The following is a 16,334-nucleotide window of genomic DNA, read 5'->3' as shown; positions in this document are numbered from 1 at the left end:
TCAGTTGCCGGATAAGGATCCCGCATGATCGTCAACTGCGACCACGACAACCTCGACGCCTGGCTGGCGCTGCGCGCGGCGCTGTGGCCATCCAGCTCGCCTGAAGAGCACCGCGCGGAGATGCGCGAAATATTGGCTTCGCCGCACCACACCGCGTTTATGGCGCGGGGGCCGGATGGCGTTTTTGTCGCCTTTGCCGAGGTCGCGCTGCGCTACGATTATGTCAACGGCTGCGAATCGTCGCCGGTGGCGTTTTTGGAAGGGATTTACACCGTCGAACGCGCCCGCCGCCAGGGCTGGGCGGCGCGTTTGATCGCGCAGGTGCAGGAGTGGGCCAAGCAACAGGGATGCAGCGAGCTGGCGTCGGATACCGACATCGCCAATCTGGACTCCCAGCGCCTGCATGCCGCGCTGGGCTTTGCCGAAACGGAACGGGTGGTGTTTTACCGCAAAACGCTGGGCTGATCAGGCAATCTTGCTTTGCCGCTGATGCGCCAGCTGCTCGGCGCGCAGCAGGATCTCCTGCAGATCGTCCTCATCGATATCGAACAGATCCCCCTCCATCAACGCCTCGTGCAGATCGGCGCGGGTGATGGAAACGGCATCGATCGGCAGATTGGCCGGCTTGGCCTCCGCCGGCGCCAGCGCGTGCGGGTAGCGCCGTCCGGCCAGGTTATTGAACAAAATGGCCAGCGCCGCCAGCAGCACCGAGTTCAGCAGCACCGGGTACAACACGAAGTGGTAGCCCATCTGATGAATGCCGGGGCCGCCGAGGATGGCGGTCAGCGCCACCGCGCCGCCGGGTGGGTGCAGGCAGCGCAGCTTGAACATCAGGCCGATGGCCACCGCCGCCGCCACGCCGCAGGCCAGGCCCGGATCGGGGATCAGCAGACCGGCGCTGACGCCCACCGTCGCCGCCAGCGCATTGCCGCCGACGATCGACCAGGGCTGCGCCAGCGGGCTGTTGGGCACGCCGAACAGCAGCACCGCCGAAGCGCCCATCGGCGCGATAAACCACAGGTTCACCTCGCCCAAAATAAAGTGGCTGATCCAGCCGGCGAGCATCAGCCCCAAACCGGCGCCAACGCTGGAAATCAGCATCTCTCGTTTGCCCACCGCCAGCGGGTGCGGCCACAGGCGCGCGCATCCCACTTTCACTCGTTCTATCCACTGCGTCTTCATGTTACCCAATACGGCTCAATTCACGTGTTGGCAACAAATATATCACATCATCCTGAAGGAGCTCACGGCGCCGTAAACCGCGCCGCCCAAGAACTTTTAGGCTAACAGATTGATTTTTAGCCTCCCCTCGACAATGATGAATGTTCCCCCCTTAACCCCGAGGAACCGCCGATGTCTCAACCGATCACCGAGCTTTATACCGACAGTGAATTTTTCAGCCCGTACGCCATGTCCGCCTTTGTCGTGCTGACGGAAAAAGGCATTCCGTTCACCGTGAAGCCGGTGGATCTGGCGAAAGAAGAGAACAAAGAAGCGGCCTACGCGGCGCTGTCGCTCACCCGCCGGGTGCCGACGCTGGCGATCGGCGAATTTCAGCTCTCGGAGTCTTCAGCGATCGCCGAATACCTGGAAGACATCCACCCGGCTCACGCCGTGTACCCGCGCGACGTGAAGCTGCGCGCCAAGGCGCGCGAGATCCAGGCCTGGTTGCGCAGCGATCTGCTGCCGATCCGCGCCGAGCGCTCGACCGAAGTGGTGTTCAACAACGGCAAGTTCCCGCCGCTGTCCGAAGCCGCGCAGGAAGCCGCGCGCAAGCTGATCGCCGCCGTGGAAAAGCTGTTGAGCCACGGGCAGGACAATCTGTTCAGGGAGTGGTGCATCGCCGACACCGATCTGGCGCTGATGCTCAACCGGCTGGTAATGCACGGCGATCCGGTGCCGGAGCGCGTGCGCCACTATGCGCACAAGCAGTGGCAGCGCCCGTCGGTGCAGGCCTGGCTGGCGCTGTCGGAAAAACGGCGCGCCTGAGGAAAAAAATCGGCGGCCACGACGCCGCCGTTCTCAATGCCGAGAAACAACATCACTGCTTGAGGGAAGGCAAATCACCATCCAGAGGGCAGATAGCCTAACAATGAAGCGATGGCGTACACCGCGCTGGCCAGGTACAGCAACACAATGCTGATCTGCAGCAGCGGATGCGTGATCCAGTTGCACTGCCAGCGTGGGGTTTGGTCGCCGTGTTTGCGCGCGCCGCGCAGGATCAGCATCGGCATGATCGACAGGATCACCCCGCTGAACACCCCGGCGAAGTAGAGCGCGTTGACGAATGACACCAGCCCGCTGTAGGCCAGCGCGAACGGCGGCACCACCACCAGCAGCAGCACGCCGAAGCGGCGCAGCGGCAGCTCGTCGTTGCCCAGCCGGAACTTGTCGAAAATATTGGTCAGGAAGCTGCCGCCCAACCCCCAGTACGAGGTCAGCATCGCGCACAGCGCGAAGATGTTGGCGGAGAAGAACGCCCACTGCCCCAGCGCCTGGCCCCAGGAAATGGTGGCCACATCGGAGATGTCATCCAGCCCGCTGAGCGCGATCACCGACATCGGCACCGCCGCCAGCAAAATGAAGGTCACCACCATGCCGACGATGATCGCCTTCGGCAGCTGCTCCGGCTTATCGGCAAAGCCGCGCGCCATCTCCGGCACGATGTACTGCGCCGAGAAGCAGAACACCACCACGTTGAACACCGGCACCATATAGCGCCAGTCGCCGTCCAGCAGGTTGCGCATCTGGGTGGTGTCTTTCAGCAGCGTCGCTGCCACCAGCGCGGTCAACATTACCACCATGCCGATGCTGATGAACTTCTCGCCGCGGCCGATCGCTTTCAAACCGAGATAGAGCACGCCGGCGGCGGGTACGAAAAACAGCAGGCTGCCCAGCGCCGGCGAGATGCCGAACAGCGATTGCAGCAGCTTGCCGCTGCCGGTCATGTAGGCGGTAAGCGCCCCGACGCTGTTGACGCACACCGAAGCGAACATCAGCCAGGCGCCCAGGCCGCCGACGTAGCGCTTCGCCAGCCCGCTCAGCTGCAGATGCGCGCGGGTGCGCAGCGTAGATTCGGCAACGTACAGCATGGTGATGGTGGTCAGGCTCCCCACCAGCACCAGCCAAAACAGCAGCGGCAGAAAGCCGGCCTTGCTGGAGGCGTAGGCGATGGAGAGCACCCCGGCGCCGATGTTGGTACCGACGATCATCGCCACCCCTTCGAGGAAACTTAACGATTTGGCGGGTGCAGGTGCTCGCACCCCGGCGGCAAGCGCCGGAGAAACAGAGATATTATCAGACATGCATCATCCTTTATCGCCCGGCGACGCTGGCCGCCGGGATGGGTTAACGTCCTGACGCTCAACGGCTCACATCGATACACAGGTATTTCAGCTCCAGATATTCTTCTATCCCGTAGCGCGATCCTTCACGCCCGAGCCCTGACTGTTTCACGCCGCCGAACGGCGCCACTTCGTTGGAAATCAGCCCGGTGTTGATGCCGACCATGCCGTACTCCAGCGCTTCCGGCACCCGCCACTGGCGCGCAGCGTTCTGCGTGAACAGATAGGCGGCCAGACCGAATTCGGTGTCGTTGGCCATGGCGATGGCTTCCGCCTCGTCATGGAAACGGAACAGCGGCGCCACCGGCCCGAAGGTCTCCTCTTTGGCGAAGCGCATCTTCTGCGTCACGCCGGTTACCACCGTCGGCTGGAAGAAGGTGCCGCCCAGCGCGTGCGGCTGGCCGCCGGTGGCGATCTGTGCCCCTTTGATCAGCGCGTCGTCGATGTGGCTCTGCACCTTCGCCACCGCATCGCTGTCGATCAGCGGCCCCTGAGTGGTGCCTTCCTGGCTGCCGTCGCCGACTTTCAACTGCTCGACCGCCGCCACCAGCTTCTCCGCCAGCCGCTCGTAGATGCCGTCCTGCACGTAGATGCGGTTGGCGCACACGCAGGTCTGGCCGCTGTTGCGGAACTTGGAAGCCATGATGCCCGCCACCGCCGCGTCCAGATTGGCGTCGTCGAACACGATAACCGGCGCATTACCGCCCAGTTCCAGCGACAGTTTCTTGATGCTCGGCGCGCACTGCGCCATCAGGATGCGGCCGACCTCGGTCGAGCCGGTAAAGCTCAGCTTGCGCACCACCGGGCTGTCGCACAACACCTTGCCCACCTGCGCCGCTTCCCCAGTCACCACCTGCAACACGCCGGCGGGAATGCCGGCGTCCTGCGCCAGCTTGGCCAACGCCAGCGCGGTCAGCGGCGTTTGCTCGGCCGGTTTGACGATGATGGCGCAACCGGCCGCCAGCGCCGGCGCCACCTTGCGGGTGATCATCGCCGCCGGGAAGTTCCACGGGGTGATGGCCGCGCACACGCCGATCGGCTGCTTCACCACCACCAGGCGCTGCGAAGCCTGAGGCGCCTGCAATACCGCGCCGTCCACCCGCTTGGCCTCTTCGGCGAACCAGGTGATGAACGACGCGGCGTAGGTCACTTCGCCGCGCGCTTCCGCCAGCGATTTGCCCTGCTCGGCGGTCATCAGCTGCGCCAGATCTTCCTGCGCGGCCAGCACCTTATCAGCCCAGGCCAACAGCAGCGCGGAACGCTGCTTGGCGGTCAGCTGTTTCCAGTCGTTTTGCGCCCGCTGCGCCGCCGCGATCGCCTGCTGGGTTTCCTCTTCGCTGACCAGCGGAATGCTGGCCAGTTCGGCGCCGGTGGCCGGGTTGATCACCGCTTCGCGCTTGCCGCTCAGGGCGTCGCACCATTCGCCGTTGATCAGACACTGGCTGCGCAACAGCTCGGGATTGTTCAATTTCATGCCGTTCGCTCCTTAGTGGGCCAGCGCGCGGGACAGGATGCCCATCGCCTTGGTGAACTGATCGTCCGGGATAGTCAGTGGGTAGAGGAAGCGGATCACGTTGCCGTTCACGCCGCAGCTCAGCAGCAGCAGCCCTTCCTCCATCGCCTTCTGCTGCACCTGACGGGTGATATCGGCTGAAGGTTTACCGGTAGCCGGATCGTTGAACTCCACCGCCACCATCGACCCCTGCGCGCGCACATCGGCGATCGCCGGGCTGGTTTTGCGCGCCTGCTGGAGCACTTCCACCAGGTGCTGACCCAAGCGCTGAGCGCGCTGGCACAGTTGCTCCTCTTCAATCACGTCCAGCACCGCGTGCGCGGCGGCCACCGCCAGCGGGTTACCGGCGTAGGTGCCGCCCAGCCCACCCGGCGCCGGCGCGTCCATCACCTCGGCGCGGCCCGCCACCGCCGACAGCGGCATGCCGCCCGCCAGGCTTTTCGCCATGGTGATCAAATCGGGCTTAACGCTGTAGTGTTCCATGGCGAATAGCTTGCCGGTGCGGGCGAAGCCGGTCTGCACTTCGTCAGCGATCAGCAGAATGCCGTGCTGGTCGCACAGCGCGCGCAGCGCCTGCATGAAATCGGCCGGCGCCACGTTGAAGCCGCCCTCGCCCTGCACCGGCTCCAGCACGATCGCCGCCACCTGCTTGGGATCGATATCCGCTTTAAACAGGCGGTCCAGGCTGTTCATCGCGTCTTCGGTGGTCACGCCGTACAGCGCGTTCGGGTACTGGCCGTGGAACACCGAGCCGGGGAATGGGCCAAAGCCCAGTTTGTAAGGCGCCACTTTGCCGGTCAGCGCCATGGTCATGTAGGTGCGGCCATGGAAACCGCCGCCGAAGGTAATCAACCCCGGGCGGCCGGTGTAAGCGCGGGCGATCTTCACCGCGTTTTCCACCGCTTCCGCGCCGGTGGTGAAGAAGGCGGTTTTACACGGACCGGCGATCGGCGCGCGCTGGTTGATGCGCTCCGCCAGCGAGACATAGCTTTCGTAAGGAACGATCTGATAGGCGGTGTGGGTGAAGGCCTGCAGCTGCTTTTCAATTGCGGCGATCACCTTCGGGTGACGGTGCCCGGTGTTCAGCACGGCGATCCCCGAGGCGAAGTCGATCACTTCTTTGCCTTCCACATCCCACAGCGTGGCGTTCTCTGCGCGCTCGGCGTAAAAACCACACATCACGCCCACTCCGCGCGGGGTGGCGTCCTGACGGCGTTGGTTCAATTCTGCGTTTTTCATGCTGTTCTCTCCGGTCGGTGCCAGTTACACGTTTCGTTCACATTCGTGAAACAATGCCGTTTATTTACACAGGATGTGGCCCTATAATCGAGTGCCAGTTACGAATAATTGAGGGATCCAATTGCGCTCATTGAGTGGTGATCTGTTGCTGCAGCGCCTCGGCGAACAGCCTGATGACAAGCTGCACAAGCGGCTTTACAACGCGATCCGCACCAGCATTCTCGACGGCAGTCTGCCGCCCTCCAGCCGCCTGCCCGCCTCGCGCGACCTGGCGCAGGAGCTCAGCCTGTCCCGCAACACCGTGTTAACCGTTTATGAACAACTGCTGGCGGAAGGCTACGTGTCGGCGCGCGCCGGCAGCGGCACCTTCGTCGCCGACACGGTGCCGGACAGCTGCCTGTCCACCGGCGGCGCCCCGGCGGACGGCAGCGGGCAACCGCGGCGCGTCGAACTGTCGGAGCGCGGCGCTACGCTGCTGCACCACGCCAGCGCCAGCCCCAAACAGTGGGGGGCATTCATTCCCGGCGTCCCCGACGTCAACGCCTTTCCTCATCAGCTGTTCAGCAAGATCCAGGCGCGCCTCAGCCGCCGCCCGGCGCCGCAGCGGCTGACCTACAGCAATCAGGGCGGCAGCCCGGAACTACAGCATGCGTTGGTGGAGTATTTGCGGGTGGCGCGCTCGGTACGCTGCTCGCCGGAACAGATCCTGATCACTGAAGGCATCCATCAGGCGATCGATCTGGTGACGCGCATGTTGTGCAATCCGGGGGATGACGCCTGGATCGAAGAGCCGGGCTATTGGGGGATCCGCAATATCCTGCGCATCAATGCGCTGAACGTCTGCCCGCTGGCGGTGGACGAGGCCGGGCTGGTGCCGCCGGAGCAGCCCACGACGCCGCCCCGCCTGATTTTCGTCACCCCGTCGCACCAGTATCCGCTCGGCTCGGTGATGAGTCTGGCGCGCCGCCAACGGCTGCTGGCGCTGGCGCGCAACGCCGGCGCTTGGATCGTCGAGGACGACTACGACAGCGAATTCCGTTTTTCCGGCCAGCCGATCCCGGCGTTGCAAGGGCTGGAAGCCGACGCGCCGGTGATCTATATCGGCACCTTCAGCAAAACGCTCTACCCGGCGCTGCGCCTCGGCTATGTGGTGTTGCCGCCGCCGCTGGTGCAGGCGCTGAAAACCGCCCATGCCGAGCTGTACCGCGGCGGGCACCTGCTGATCCAAAGCGCGCTGGCGGAGTTTATTCAGGCGGGGCACTACACGGCGCATATCCGCCGCATGCGGTTGCTGTATGCCCGGCGGCGCGCCTTCCTGACCGGGTTGATCGAACAACATCTCGGCAAGCAGGCGCTCAGCGAATTCAACAGCAACGCCGGCTTGCACCTGATCCTCAACCTGCCGGACGAGGCCGACGACGTGGCGATCGCCGCCGCCGCCGGCGCGCGCGGGGTGCTGGTGCGGCCGCTGTCGCGCTACTATATGCAGCCCAACCGCCGGCGCGGCCTGCTGATGGGCTTTGCCTGCGTGCCGGAAGAGCAAATGGCCGCCGCCTTCACCCAGCTGCTGGCGTGCATCAACGCCCCGCACTAGGTCAGATCGACGCCCGCCTGCCTCACCAGGCCTGAAGCCGCCAGCCGTCCGCTTGCCTGTTCAGGCGGTGCGTCGGCCTCAGCGCCTGCAGGAAGTCTTCGTCGTGCGACACCACCAGCATCGCGCCGGGGAAATCCGCCAGCGCGGTTTCGATCGCCAGCGACGACGCCAGATCCAGGTGGTTGGTCGGCTCGTCGAGCAACAGCAGCTGCGCCGGTTGTCGCCGCCACAGCGCGCAGGCCAGCGCCGCCTTCAAGCGTTCACCGCCGCTCAGCGAGCCCAGCGGCAACGCGATGCGATCCGCGCCAAGCTGCAGCTGCGCCAGCCGGGTGCGCAGCGCCCCTTCCGCCAGCGGCGAATCCTGTAGCCCCAGATGTTCCATCACCGACAGGCCCGGATCGAGCTGCGACAGGGTTTGATCGAGGTAGGCCGTCGACAGCGGGCAATGACAATGGCCGGAAAGCGCCGCCAGCTGCCCGAGAAGAGTCTTCAGTAAGGTGGATTTTCCGCAGCCGTTGGGGCCGGTCAACGCCACGCGCATCGGGCCGTCGATCCGCAAATCCAGCGGCGGCGCGCTGACGAACGGCAGTTGCAGCCGCTCGAGCACCAGCACCTGCTTGTTCGCGTTCACTTCACTGCCCGGCAGCGCCAGCAACACCGGCGGTTCCTCCTCCACCCGCTGATAGGCTTCACGCACCGCCGCATCGAGGCTGTCGCGCCGATCCTGATGCTGTTTGCGCAGCGTGCCTAGGCTCTCCTTCGCCGCCGACTTGTAGGCCACCCGTTCGAAAGAGGCGATATTCAGCGTATCGACGACGCGCAGCGTTTGCGCCGAGCGCCGCTGGCTCATGTCGTGCTCTTTCTGTTGGCGAGCGCGGGTGCGGCGGCGCTCCTCGCGCGCATGCTCCAGATCGGCGCGCGCCGCCTGCTGCTCCGTATCGCGCTGGCGCCGGTAGTCCTCATAGTTGCCGCCGTAGCTGCGCAGCGCGCCGGGCGTCAGTTCGACGATGCGCTCCATGCGCCCCAGCAGCTGCCGGTCATGGCTGGCGATCAACAGCCCGCCCCGCCACTGATCCAGCTGCTGATACAGCCAGGCGCGGCCGGCGCTGTCGAGGTGGTTGGTCGGTTCGTCCAGCAGCAGAAAATCCGCCTCGCCGAGCAAGGCGCCGCACAGCGACGCGCGCATCCGCTCGCCGCCGCTCAGCGAACTGGCGGATCGCAACGGATCGAAGGCCGGCAACCCGGCGGCGGCAAAGGCGTTTTGCAGACGATCGTGAAGATCCCAGCGCCCTTCCAGACGATCGATATCGTCCGTCAACGGCCGCCCCTGCTCGAGACGCGCCAGCGCGGCGAACACCTCACCGTAGCCCAGCAGCTGCGCCAGCGTAGTGTGCGGCGCGATCTCCGGCTGCTGCGCAACGTAAGCTACTGCGGCATGAGATTCAACGTGTCCATTGCCCGGCAGATCCAATCCGGCGATCAGGCGCAGCAGCTGGGTTTTGCCGACGCCGTTGCGCCCCACCAGGCCGCAGCGCGACCGATCAAAAGCGAGATCCAGCGGGCCGAACAGCGTTTCGCCGTCAGCAAATTGGCAGGTCAGTTGATGTAAAACGAAATAAGGGGACTGCGCTAAATGAGCCATAAGCACTCCTGAATGAGATCAAAACATCCCCACAGGGCGCGAGAGCGCACGGCGTGGGACCAGATATCAACAGGCGTGGTTGTTCATTTTCGGTTATGGCTCCGCAGAGAGAAGGAATTTGCAACGCGTAAAGGCTAACCGATCTTTTGTTCGTTATGCAAACAGAGTCTGAGATTCATGACATCTATCACATTCGGCGCAACGCAGATTCCCAAGCGGCGCGACAACGGCTAGATTTATCTCATCCGACCACTTGTGTTCACATAATTATAACAACGGGCCCCGATTTCACCCGATGGAGAGTGCAATGAGCAATTACCCTCACCTGCTGGCGCCGCTGGATCTCGGCTTCACCACCCTGAAAAACCGGGTGCTGATGGGATCGATGCATACCGGCCTGGAAGAGCTGCCCGACGGCCCGCAGCGCCTGGCCGCGTTCTATGCCGAGCGCGCCGCCGCCGGCGTGGCGCTGATCGTCACCGGCGGCATTGCCCCGAACGAACAGGGCGTAGTGTTTCGCGGCGGTTCGCTCCTCAACAGCGAGGCGCAATTGCCTCACCACCGACCGGTGACCGAGGCCGTCCACCGGGCGGGCGGCAAAATTGCGCTGCAGATCCTGCACACCGGCCGCTACAGCTATCAACCCAAACTGGTGGCCCCTTCCGCGCTGCAGGCGCCGATCAACCCGTTTACGCCGAGCGCGCTCAGCGAAGCGGAGATTGAGCAAACCATCGCCGATTTCGCCCGCTGTGCGGCGCTGGCGCAGCAGGCCGGCTACGACGGCGTTGAGGTGATGGGTTCCGAAGGCTATCTGATCAACCAATTCTTGACGACGCGCACCAACCAGCGCGACGACCAATGGGGCGGCAGCTTCACCAATCGCATGCGCTTCGCCGTCGAAACCGTCAGGGCGGTACGCCAGGCCGTGGGCCCGGAATTCATTCTGATCTACCGGCTGTCGATGCTCGATCTGGTGGAAGACGGCTCCAGCTGGCAGGAGATCGAGCAGCTGGCGCTGGCGGTCGAACAGGCAGGGGCGACGATCATCAACACCGGCATCGGCTGGCACGAAGCGCGTATTCCGACCATCGCCACCATGGTGCCGCGCGCCGGATTCAGCTGGGTGACCCGCAAGCTGATGGGCAAGGTCAGCATCCCGCTGATCACCACCAACCGCATCAACGATCCGGCGGTGGCCGAGCAGGTGCTGGCGGACGGCTGCGCCGATATGGTGTCGATGGCGCGCCCGTTCCTCGCCGACGCCGCCTTTGTGCAAAAAGCCGCCGAAGGGCGCGCCGACGAGATCAATACCTGCATCGGTTGCAACCAGGCCTGTCTCGACCAGATCTTTGAAGGCAAGCTGACTTCCTGTCTGGTCAACCCGCGCGCCTGCCGCGAAACCGAAATGCCGCTGACGATGGCGGAAAAACCGAAAAAACTGGCGGTGGTCGGCGCCGGCCCTGCCGGGCTGGCCTTCGCCACCACCGCCGCCAGCCGTGGCCATCAGGTGACGCTGTTCGACGCCGCCGAGCAGATCGGCGGCCAGTTCAACATCGCCAAGCAGATCCCCGGCAAGGAAGAATTCCATGAAACGCTGCGTTACTTCCGCCGCCAGCTGGCGCTGCGTGAAGTGACGGTCAGGCTGGGCGTCAAGGTCGAAGCGGCGGATTTAAGCGAATTCGATGAGGTGATCCTCGCCTGCGGCATCGTGCCGCGCACCCCGGACATCCCCGGCATCGGGCACGCCAAGGTGCTGAGCTATCTGGACGTGCTGCGCGATAAAAAACCGGTCGGCCAGCGGGTGGCGATCGTCGGCGCCGGCGGCATCGGCTTCGATACCGCCGAGTACCTCAGCCAGCACGGCGTGTCCAGCAGCCTGGATCAGGCGGAATTCAACCGCGAATGGGGCATCGATGGCCGCCTTGAACAGCGCGGCGGGCTGGCTGAGCAAGGCCCGCAGGCGCCGCGCGCCGCCCGGCAAATCTACCTGTTGCAGCGCAAAACCAGCAAAGTGGGCGAAGGCCTGGGCAAAACCACCGGTTGGATCCACCGCGCCAGCCTGGCGATGCGCGGCGTGAAGATGCTCAACAGCGTCAGCTATCGGCTGATCGACGACGAAGGGCTGCACATCACCCGCGCCGAGCAAGACAGCTGCCTACCGGTGGACACGGTGGTCATTTGCGCCGGGCAGGAACCGCGCCGCGAACTGCAGCAACCACTGCTGGCGATGGGGAAAACCGTGCACCTGATCGGCGGCGCCGACGTGGCCGCCGAGCTGGACGCCCGCCGCGCGATCGATCAGGGTACGCGGTTGGCGATGGCGCTGTAAAAAAAGGGGCGCCCGGCGCCCCTGATATTGATGACAAACCTCATCCCCATGCCGGGTTGGCAGAGAGCAGCGAATAGAGAACAAGGAAAATCAATTTATTGATTTTCGGCTGATATCCACAAAGGGGGAAAAACCACGCTTTTTCCCCCTTTGTCTACAGCCTGAGGGGCGCCCGGCGCCCCTTGTTATTCACGCTCAGCGACGCGCGCCGGATTTCACCGCTCGAAGGATCACGAACTTCTTGTTCGAGGCCACCAGCGTGCAGTTGCCGAACAGGCGCTTGAGCTTCTGATGGTAGTCGAGGTGACGGTTGCCGACGATGCGCAGTTCGCCGCCCACTTGCAGGCAGCGCTTGGCGTCGCAGAACATCTGCCAGGCGGTGTGATCGGTAATGGCGTGTTGCTGGTGGAACGGCGGGTTGCACAGCACCGCCTGCACGCTTTCACGCTCGATGCCTGCCAGCGCGTTGTTCACCTCAAACTGACAGCGGTCCAGCTCTTGCGGCAGGTTGTGCTCCACGTTCAGCTCGCTGGAGGCCACCGCCATGTAAGATTCATCGACGAAGGTCACCTGCGCTTCCGGGTTTTGCGCCAGCGCCGTCAGGCCAATCACGCCGTTGCCGCAGCCCAGATCGACGATATGGCCGTTCAGGCCGCGCGGCAGATGTTCCATAAACAGGCGCGCGCCGATATCCAGGCTGCCGCGCGAGAAGACGTTGGCGTGGTTATGGATAAGCCAATCGGTGCCGTCCAGCGTCCAGTCGGTGGTTTCCGCCGCTGCCGGCGGGACGATATCCGCCGCCTGGCAGAAGATCAGACGCGCTTTCTTCCACGCCAGGCTGGTGCGCGTCGGGCCCAGCACTTTTTCAAACAGCTGCATCGTCGAAGTATGCACGTCGCGGGCTTTGGCGCCGGCGACGATCAGCGTGTCTTCGGTCACGACGTGGCGCAGCGCGCGCAGCTGCTGTTCCAGCAGCGCCAGCGCTTTCGGCACGCGAATCAGCACCACCGCCGGCGCCGCCGGCAGCTCGGCCAGGCTGTCCAGCAGTGTGACCTGCTCAGGATCCAGACCGTTGAGTTTGAGGTTGTGGCGCGTCGCCAGCTGGCTCATGTACGAGTCGCTGACGCTGTAAGGGCGATGCGTGTGCAACGCACAGGCCAGGGTACCGAAGTTATCGTTGAAAATCAGCACCGGGCGGCCGCCGATATCTACGTTTTCAAGCTGTTGCAGCAGATATTCGTCCGCCGCTTCCCACGCCTGCAGTTGGGTGGATTCTTCCTGTTGGGGATAACGCTCCAGCTCAAGTTGCTGTGTTCCCAGATCGAGTTGGCTCATTGCCCCTCCTGACTGATAAAATTTGGGCTGTTTATCCCCTAAAAACGCCCGTCAGTAAAATGTTTTTTCGGATAAATTGCGTATTGCGCCGCGTATCTGAAAACCCGCGTCCCTTTTCTCCTTTAACAACATTAACCTTTCCCTCCCAAGCACCCATGTCGACGTTTTTTTAACCTGACGAGGTGTAACTTTAAATGTTACACTGCCAGTCCCTATGGAAGGGGGAAAGCATGATTAAATCTTTCCGCGATCGCTATCTGGAGCAGTTCTATCTGGAAGGCAAACGCAGCCGTCTGATCCCCGGCGTGCTCGAGCGGCAGTTGGCCAGAAAGCTCGATATATTGGCCGCCGCGCAGCAAGAGCGTGATTTGCATCACCCCACGGGTAACTATTACAAGCGGCTATCCGGGCCATTTCAGGGATGGTCAAGTCTGCGCGTCAATATGCACTGGCAGCTGATGTTCCAGTGGCGGCATGATGCCGCTGAAAAAATTTACCTCGATCCTCACCAAGATACCTGAACGAGGGGGAACCTATGTTGGAAACCACGACTCGCGAACCCACCACGGTGGGGGAAGTGCTGCAGGAAGAGTATTTAACGCCGTTGGGCATCGGCCAGGAAGAACTGGCGAAGGTACTGGGCGTCACCCGTGCCACTGTTAACCGCCTGTGCAACGGGCATCGACGCATGAGCGTTGCCGAGGCCAACCTGTTTGCCGACCTGTTCGAAACGACCGCCGACTTTTGGCTAAACCTGCAGGCGGCACACGATCGCTGGGAAGCCAGACAGGCCGATGCGCAACGTGTGCGGCTGCGGCCAATCAAAGAAATACTGGGACGCAATATCACTCATGCATGACATCGAACTCGCCTACCTGCAAGGCTACCCAACGCATCTGCAAAGCCAGGTGCAACAACTGATCCATCAAAACCGGCTGGGTGACGTGCTGCTGCAGCGCTATCCGCAGGTGCACGACTGCACCACCGACAAGTCGCTGTATCAGTTTACCGTCGATCTGAAAAACCAGTATCTGCGCAACGCCCAGCCGCTGAGCAAGGTGGCCTACGACAGCAAGATCCACGTCATGAAGCACGCGCTGGGCCTGCACACCGCCATCTCCCGCGTGCAGGGCGGCAAGCTGAAGGCCAAGGCGGAAATTCGCGTGGCGACGGTGTTCAAGGTCGCGCCCGAACCGTTCCTGCGCATGATCGTGGTGCATGAGCTGGCGCACCTGAAAGAGAAAGATCACAACAAGGCGTTCTACAGCCTGTGTTGCCATATGGAGCCGGATTACCACCAGTTGGAGTTCGATACCCGGCTGTATCTGACGCACCTTTCGCTGTTCGGCGAGCTGTATGCATAGCGAATGAGGGCGTGATAATCTGCGGTTTTAAGCCTGGACCGGAGCTCGCCATGATTCGCTTTGCCGTTGTCGGCACCAACTGGATTACGGAACGTTTTATCGATGCCGCCCATGAAAGCGGCAAACTCAAGCTGAGCGCCGTGTATTCACGCTCGCTGGAACAGGCGCAGGCGTTTGGCGCCAACTATCAGGTCACGCAGTTTTTCGACTCTCTCGAGGCGATGGCCCAGTCCGACGCCATAGACGCGGTGTATATCGCCAGCCCCAATTCCCTGCACTGCCCGCAATCGCTGCTGTTCCTGCGCCATAAAAAGCACGTGATCTGCGAAAAACCGCTGGCCTCCAACCAGCGCGAAGCGGAACAGCTGGTAGCCTGCGCGCGGGAAAACCAGGTGGTGCTGTTCGAGGCGTTCAAAAGCGCCTATCTGCCGAATTTTCTGGCGCTGCAACAGGCATTGCCGAACGTCGGCCGGCTGCGCAAAGCCTTTATCAACTACTGCCAATACTCTTCGCGCTATCCGCGCTACCTGGCCGGCGAGAACCCCAACACCTTTAACCCGCAGTTCTCCAACGGCTCGATCATGGATATCGGCTACTACTGCCTGGCCAGCGCGGTAGCGCTGTTCGGCGCGCCGCAGTCGGTGCTCGCCAGCGCCACACTGCTCGATACCGGCGTTGACGCCCACGGCACCGTCTGCCTGAACTACGGTGATTTCGACGTCACGCTTTCCCATTCCAAGGTCAGCGACTCGGCGATCCCCAGCGAGATCCAGGGGGAGGAAGGCACGCTGATTATCGACAAGATTTCCGAGTGCCAGGGCGTGGCGCTGACGCCGCGCGGCGGCAACCGTCAAGATCTGAGCCAGCCGCAGCACATCAACACCATGCTGTATGAGGCGCTGGCCTTCGCCGAGCTGGTGGAAAATCACCGGGTGGAGCATCCGGGGCTGGAGAATTCGCTGATCGTCGCCCGCCTGCTGACCGATATCCGCCGCCAGACCGGCGTCGTCTTCCCCGCCGACGGAGAATGAGATGAAACCGCTGCTCGTGATGCAAACCGGCGACGCGCCGCAGGCCATTCGTCAGGAATTGGCCAACTTTGAAGGCATGTTCCTGCAACAGGGCAATATCGACGCCGAACGTGCGCACATCGTGCACCTGCCCGCCGGCGAACGGCCGTTGCCGCCTGCCGCCTATTGCGGCGTAGTCATCACCGGCTCACCGGCGATGGTGACCGAACGGCTGCCGTGGAGCGAGGAAGCCGCCGAGTGGCTGCGCCAGGCGATGGCGATCAAACTGCCGCTGTTCGGCGTCTGCTACGGCCACCAGCTGTTGGCCTACGCGCTCGGCGGCGAAGTGGGCTACCACCCGCAGGGCATGGAGGTGGGTACGCTGGAGATCGAACTGCTGCCCGCCGCAGCCGACGATCGGCGGCTCACCCTGCTGCCGCCGCGCTTCAAGGCCAACCTGATCCACTCGCAGAGCGTGCTGACGCCGCCCGCCGGCGCGCAGACGCTGGCGCGTTCGCAGCAGGACGCGCACCAGATCCTGCGCTATGGCGATCACGCCCTGACCACCCAGTTCCACCCGGAATTCAACGGCGCGGTGATGAGCCAGTATCTGCAGTGGCTCGGCGAGCTGCATCCCGAGCAGCAGGCCCGCTACCAACAGCAACAACAACAGGTTAGCGACACGCCATTCAGCCGCCTGCTGCTGCAGGGATTCGTCGTCAGCCTCGGCGCGCAAAAAGCGATGGCCGGTTAACGCGATTCACGTTGACCGCCGACACATTTTGCATTACTTTCTGCTCTGCAAAGGGGAGTAACTTCATTGCCGGTCAATCGTCATTACGATGCGCAAGCATCCGGTTACCGGGCAACCTGATGTCAAAGGTGTAACCACCTTCATCAACGTTGTAAGTGAGACCTTGCCGGAAGGCGAGGTTTGCTTGCAGCGTTCACAGAGCGGCTGGCG

15 protein-coding genes are annotated in these 16,334 nt (G+C 63.1%); 9 read left to right on the top strand and 6 right to left on the bottom strand.

Annotated elements, in window-relative coordinates:
• Positions 1–24 precede the first annotated feature (24 nt).
• Positions 25–465 (top strand): aminoglycoside 6'-N-acetyltransferase, encoded by a 441-nt coding sequence (gene aac(6'), locus L085_RS07000; protein WP_044030410.1) that lies wholly within the window; start codon positions 25–27, stop codon positions 463–465.
• Here aac(6') and L085_RS06995 read toward each other — a convergent pair whose 3' ends face one another.
• On the bottom strand, positions 466–1,182 hold the full coding sequence (locus L085_RS06995; RefSeq protein ID WP_015379141.1) for an HPP family protein: 717 nt from the start codon (positions 1,180–1,182) through the stop codon (positions 466–468).
• A gap of 171 nt (positions 1,183–1,353) precedes the next feature.
• On the opposite strand from L085_RS06995, the gene yfcF reads away from it, so the two are divergent.
• Entirely contained in the window at positions 1,354–1,989 is a 636-nt protein-coding gene (gene yfcF, locus L085_RS06990; RefSeq protein ID WP_004937171.1) for a glutathione transferase, read from the top strand.
• Between the two features lie 74 nt (positions 1,990–2,063).
• Here the strand turns inward: yfcF and L085_RS06985 are convergent, their stop codons facing one another.
• The 3 genes from L085_RS06985 to L085_RS06975 are packed head-to-tail and all read right to left on the bottom strand — an operon-like array spanning position 2,064 to position 6,096.
• A complete protein-coding gene (locus tag L085_RS06985) occupies positions 2,064–3,305 on the bottom strand; it encodes an amino acid permease (protein WP_004937169.1) in 1,242 nt (413 codons plus the stop codon).
• 58 nt (positions 3,306–3,363) lie between these two features.
• The gene (locus L085_RS06980) at positions 3,364–4,818 is read right to left on the bottom strand and encodes an NAD-dependent succinate-semialdehyde dehydrogenase (RefSeq protein WP_021505087.1); all 1,455 of its coding nucleotides are present in this window, start codon (positions 4,816–4,818) and stop codon (positions 3,364–3,366) included.
• A 12-nt stretch (positions 4,819–4,830) separates the two neighbouring features.
• Positions 4,831–6,096 (bottom strand): 4-aminobutyrate--2-oxoglutarate transaminase, encoded by a 1,266-nt coding sequence (locus L085_RS06975; RefSeq protein ID WP_004937164.1) that lies wholly within the window; start codon positions 6,094–6,096, stop codon positions 4,831–4,833.
• 121 nt (positions 6,097–6,217) lie between these two features.
• On the opposite strand from L085_RS06975, the gene L085_RS06970 reads away from it, so the two are divergent.
• Complete coding sequence (locus tag L085_RS06970; protein WP_044030408.1) at positions 6,218–7,690, top strand: PLP-dependent aminotransferase family protein; 1,473 nt, start codon at positions 6,218–6,220, stop codon at positions 7,688–7,690.
• 22 nt (positions 7,691–7,712) lie between these two features.
• On the opposite strand, the gene L085_RS06965 is transcribed toward L085_RS06970, so the two are convergent.
• The gene (locus L085_RS06965; protein ID WP_044030407.1) at positions 7,713–9,332 is read right to left on the bottom strand and encodes an ABC-F family ATP-binding cassette domain-containing protein; all 1,620 of its coding nucleotides are present in this window, start codon (positions 9,330–9,332) and stop codon (positions 7,713–7,715) included.
• Positions 9,333–9,639: 307 nt separating this feature from the next.
• Between L085_RS06965 and L085_RS06960 the strand changes: the two genes are divergently transcribed.
• The gene (locus tag L085_RS06960; protein ID WP_044030406.1) at positions 9,640–11,661 is read left to right on the top strand and encodes an NADPH-dependent 2,4-dienoyl-CoA reductase; all 2,022 of its coding nucleotides are present in this window, start codon (positions 9,640–9,642) and stop codon (positions 11,659–11,661) included.
• Between the two features lie 195 nt (positions 11,662–11,856).
• Here the strand turns inward: L085_RS06960 and rlmG are convergent, their stop codons facing one another.
• The gene (gene rlmG, locus L085_RS06955) at positions 11,857–12,996 is read right to left on the bottom strand and encodes a 23S rRNA (guanine(1835)-N(2))-methyltransferase RlmG (protein WP_044030404.1); all 1,140 of its coding nucleotides are present in this window, start codon (positions 12,994–12,996) and stop codon (positions 11,857–11,859) included.
• A gap of 230 nt (positions 12,997–13,226) precedes the next feature.
• Between rlmG and L085_RS06950 the strand changes: the two genes are divergently transcribed.
• From L085_RS06950 to L085_RS06930, 5 genes are read left to right on the top strand one after another with little or no spacing between them, the layout of a single operon-like run.
• Positions 13,227–13,517 carry a type II toxin-antitoxin system RelE/ParE family toxin gene (locus tag L085_RS06950; protein WP_044030403.1) on the top strand — a complete coding sequence of 97 codons (291 nt, stop codon included), beginning with the start codon at positions 13,227–13,229 and terminating at the stop codon, positions 13,515–13,517.
• Between the two features lie 14 nt (positions 13,518–13,531).
• Positions 13,532–13,855 carry a HigA family addiction module antitoxin gene (locus tag L085_RS06945; protein WP_015379150.1) on the top strand — a complete coding sequence of 108 codons (324 nt, stop codon included), beginning with the start codon at positions 13,532–13,534 and terminating at the stop codon, positions 13,853–13,855.
• Positions 13,848–14,360, top strand: coding sequence for a M48 family metallopeptidase (locus tag L085_RS06940; RefSeq protein ID WP_016930176.1), 513 nt, complete (start codon positions 13,848–13,850; stop codon positions 14,358–14,360). The genes L085_RS06945 and L085_RS06940 overlap by 8 nt, the downstream gene beginning before the upstream one ends.
• 50 nt (positions 14,361–14,410) lie before the next feature.
• On the top strand, positions 14,411–15,391 hold the full coding sequence (locus L085_RS06935) for a Gfo/Idh/MocA family oxidoreductase (RefSeq protein WP_004937152.1): 981 nt from the start codon (positions 14,411–14,413) through the stop codon (positions 15,389–15,391).
• Between the two features lies 1 nt (position 15,392).
• The gene (locus L085_RS06930) at positions 15,393–16,124 is read left to right on the top strand and encodes a glutamine amidotransferase (protein ID WP_004937150.1); all 732 of its coding nucleotides are present in this window, start codon (positions 15,393–15,395) and stop codon (positions 16,122–16,124) included.
• Positions 16,125–16,334 lie beyond the last annotated feature (210 nt).

The organism is Serratia sp. FS14 (genome assembly GCF_000695995.1).
GTDB classification, from domain to species: domain Bacteria; phylum Pseudomonadota; class Gammaproteobacteria; order Enterobacterales; family Enterobacteriaceae; genus Serratia; species Serratia nematodiphila.
Note: the sequence above shows the minus strand (reverse complement) of the source record. Positions and strands in the feature narration are given on the sequence as shown.

Coding starts and splice junctions, on each gene's coding strand:
- L085_RS06965 (WP_044030407.1), bottom strand. CDS start 9,332: ATGGCTCATTTAGCGCAGTCCCCTTATTTCGTTTTACATCAACTGACC.
- L085_RS06945 (WP_015379150.1), top strand. CDS start 13,532: ATGTTGGAAACCACGACTCGCGAACCCACCACGGTGGGGGAAGTGCTG.
- L085_RS06940 (WP_016930176.1), top strand. CDS start 13,848: ATGCATGACATCGAACTCGCCTACCTGCAAGGCTACCCAACGCATCTG.
- L085_RS06930 (WP_004937150.1), top strand. CDS start 15,393: ATGAAACCGCTGCTCGTGATGCAAACCGGCGACGCGCCGCAGGCCATT.
- L085_RS06980 (WP_021505087.1), bottom strand. CDS start 4,818: ATGAAATTGAACAATCCCGAGCTGTTGCGCAGCCAGTGTCTGATCAAC.
- L085_RS06960 (WP_044030406.1), top strand. CDS start 9,640: ATGAGCAATTACCCTCACCTGCTGGCGCCGCTGGATCTCGGCTTCACC.
- rlmG (WP_044030404.1), bottom strand. CDS start 12,996: ATGAGCCAACTCGATCTGGGAACACAGCAACTTGAGCTGGAGCGTTAT.
- L085_RS06935 (WP_004937152.1), top strand. CDS start 14,411: ATGATTCGCTTTGCCGTTGTCGGCACCAACTGGATTACGGAACGTTTT.
- L085_RS06985 (WP_004937169.1), bottom strand. CDS start 3,305: ATGTCTGATAATATCTCTGTTTCTCCGGCGCTTGCCGCCGGGGTGCGA.
- yfcF (WP_004937171.1), top strand. CDS start 1,354: ATGTCTCAACCGATCACCGAGCTTTATACCGACAGTGAATTTTTCAGC.
- L085_RS06975 (WP_004937164.1), bottom strand. CDS start 6,096: ATGAAAAACGCAGAATTGAACCAACGCCGTCAGGACGCCACCCCGCGC.
- L085_RS06995 (WP_015379141.1), bottom strand. CDS start 1,182: ATGAAGACGCAGTGGATAGAACGAGTGAAAGTGGGATGCGCGCGCCTG.
- L085_RS06950 (WP_044030403.1), top strand. CDS start 13,227: ATGATTAAATCTTTCCGCGATCGCTATCTGGAGCAGTTCTATCTGGAA.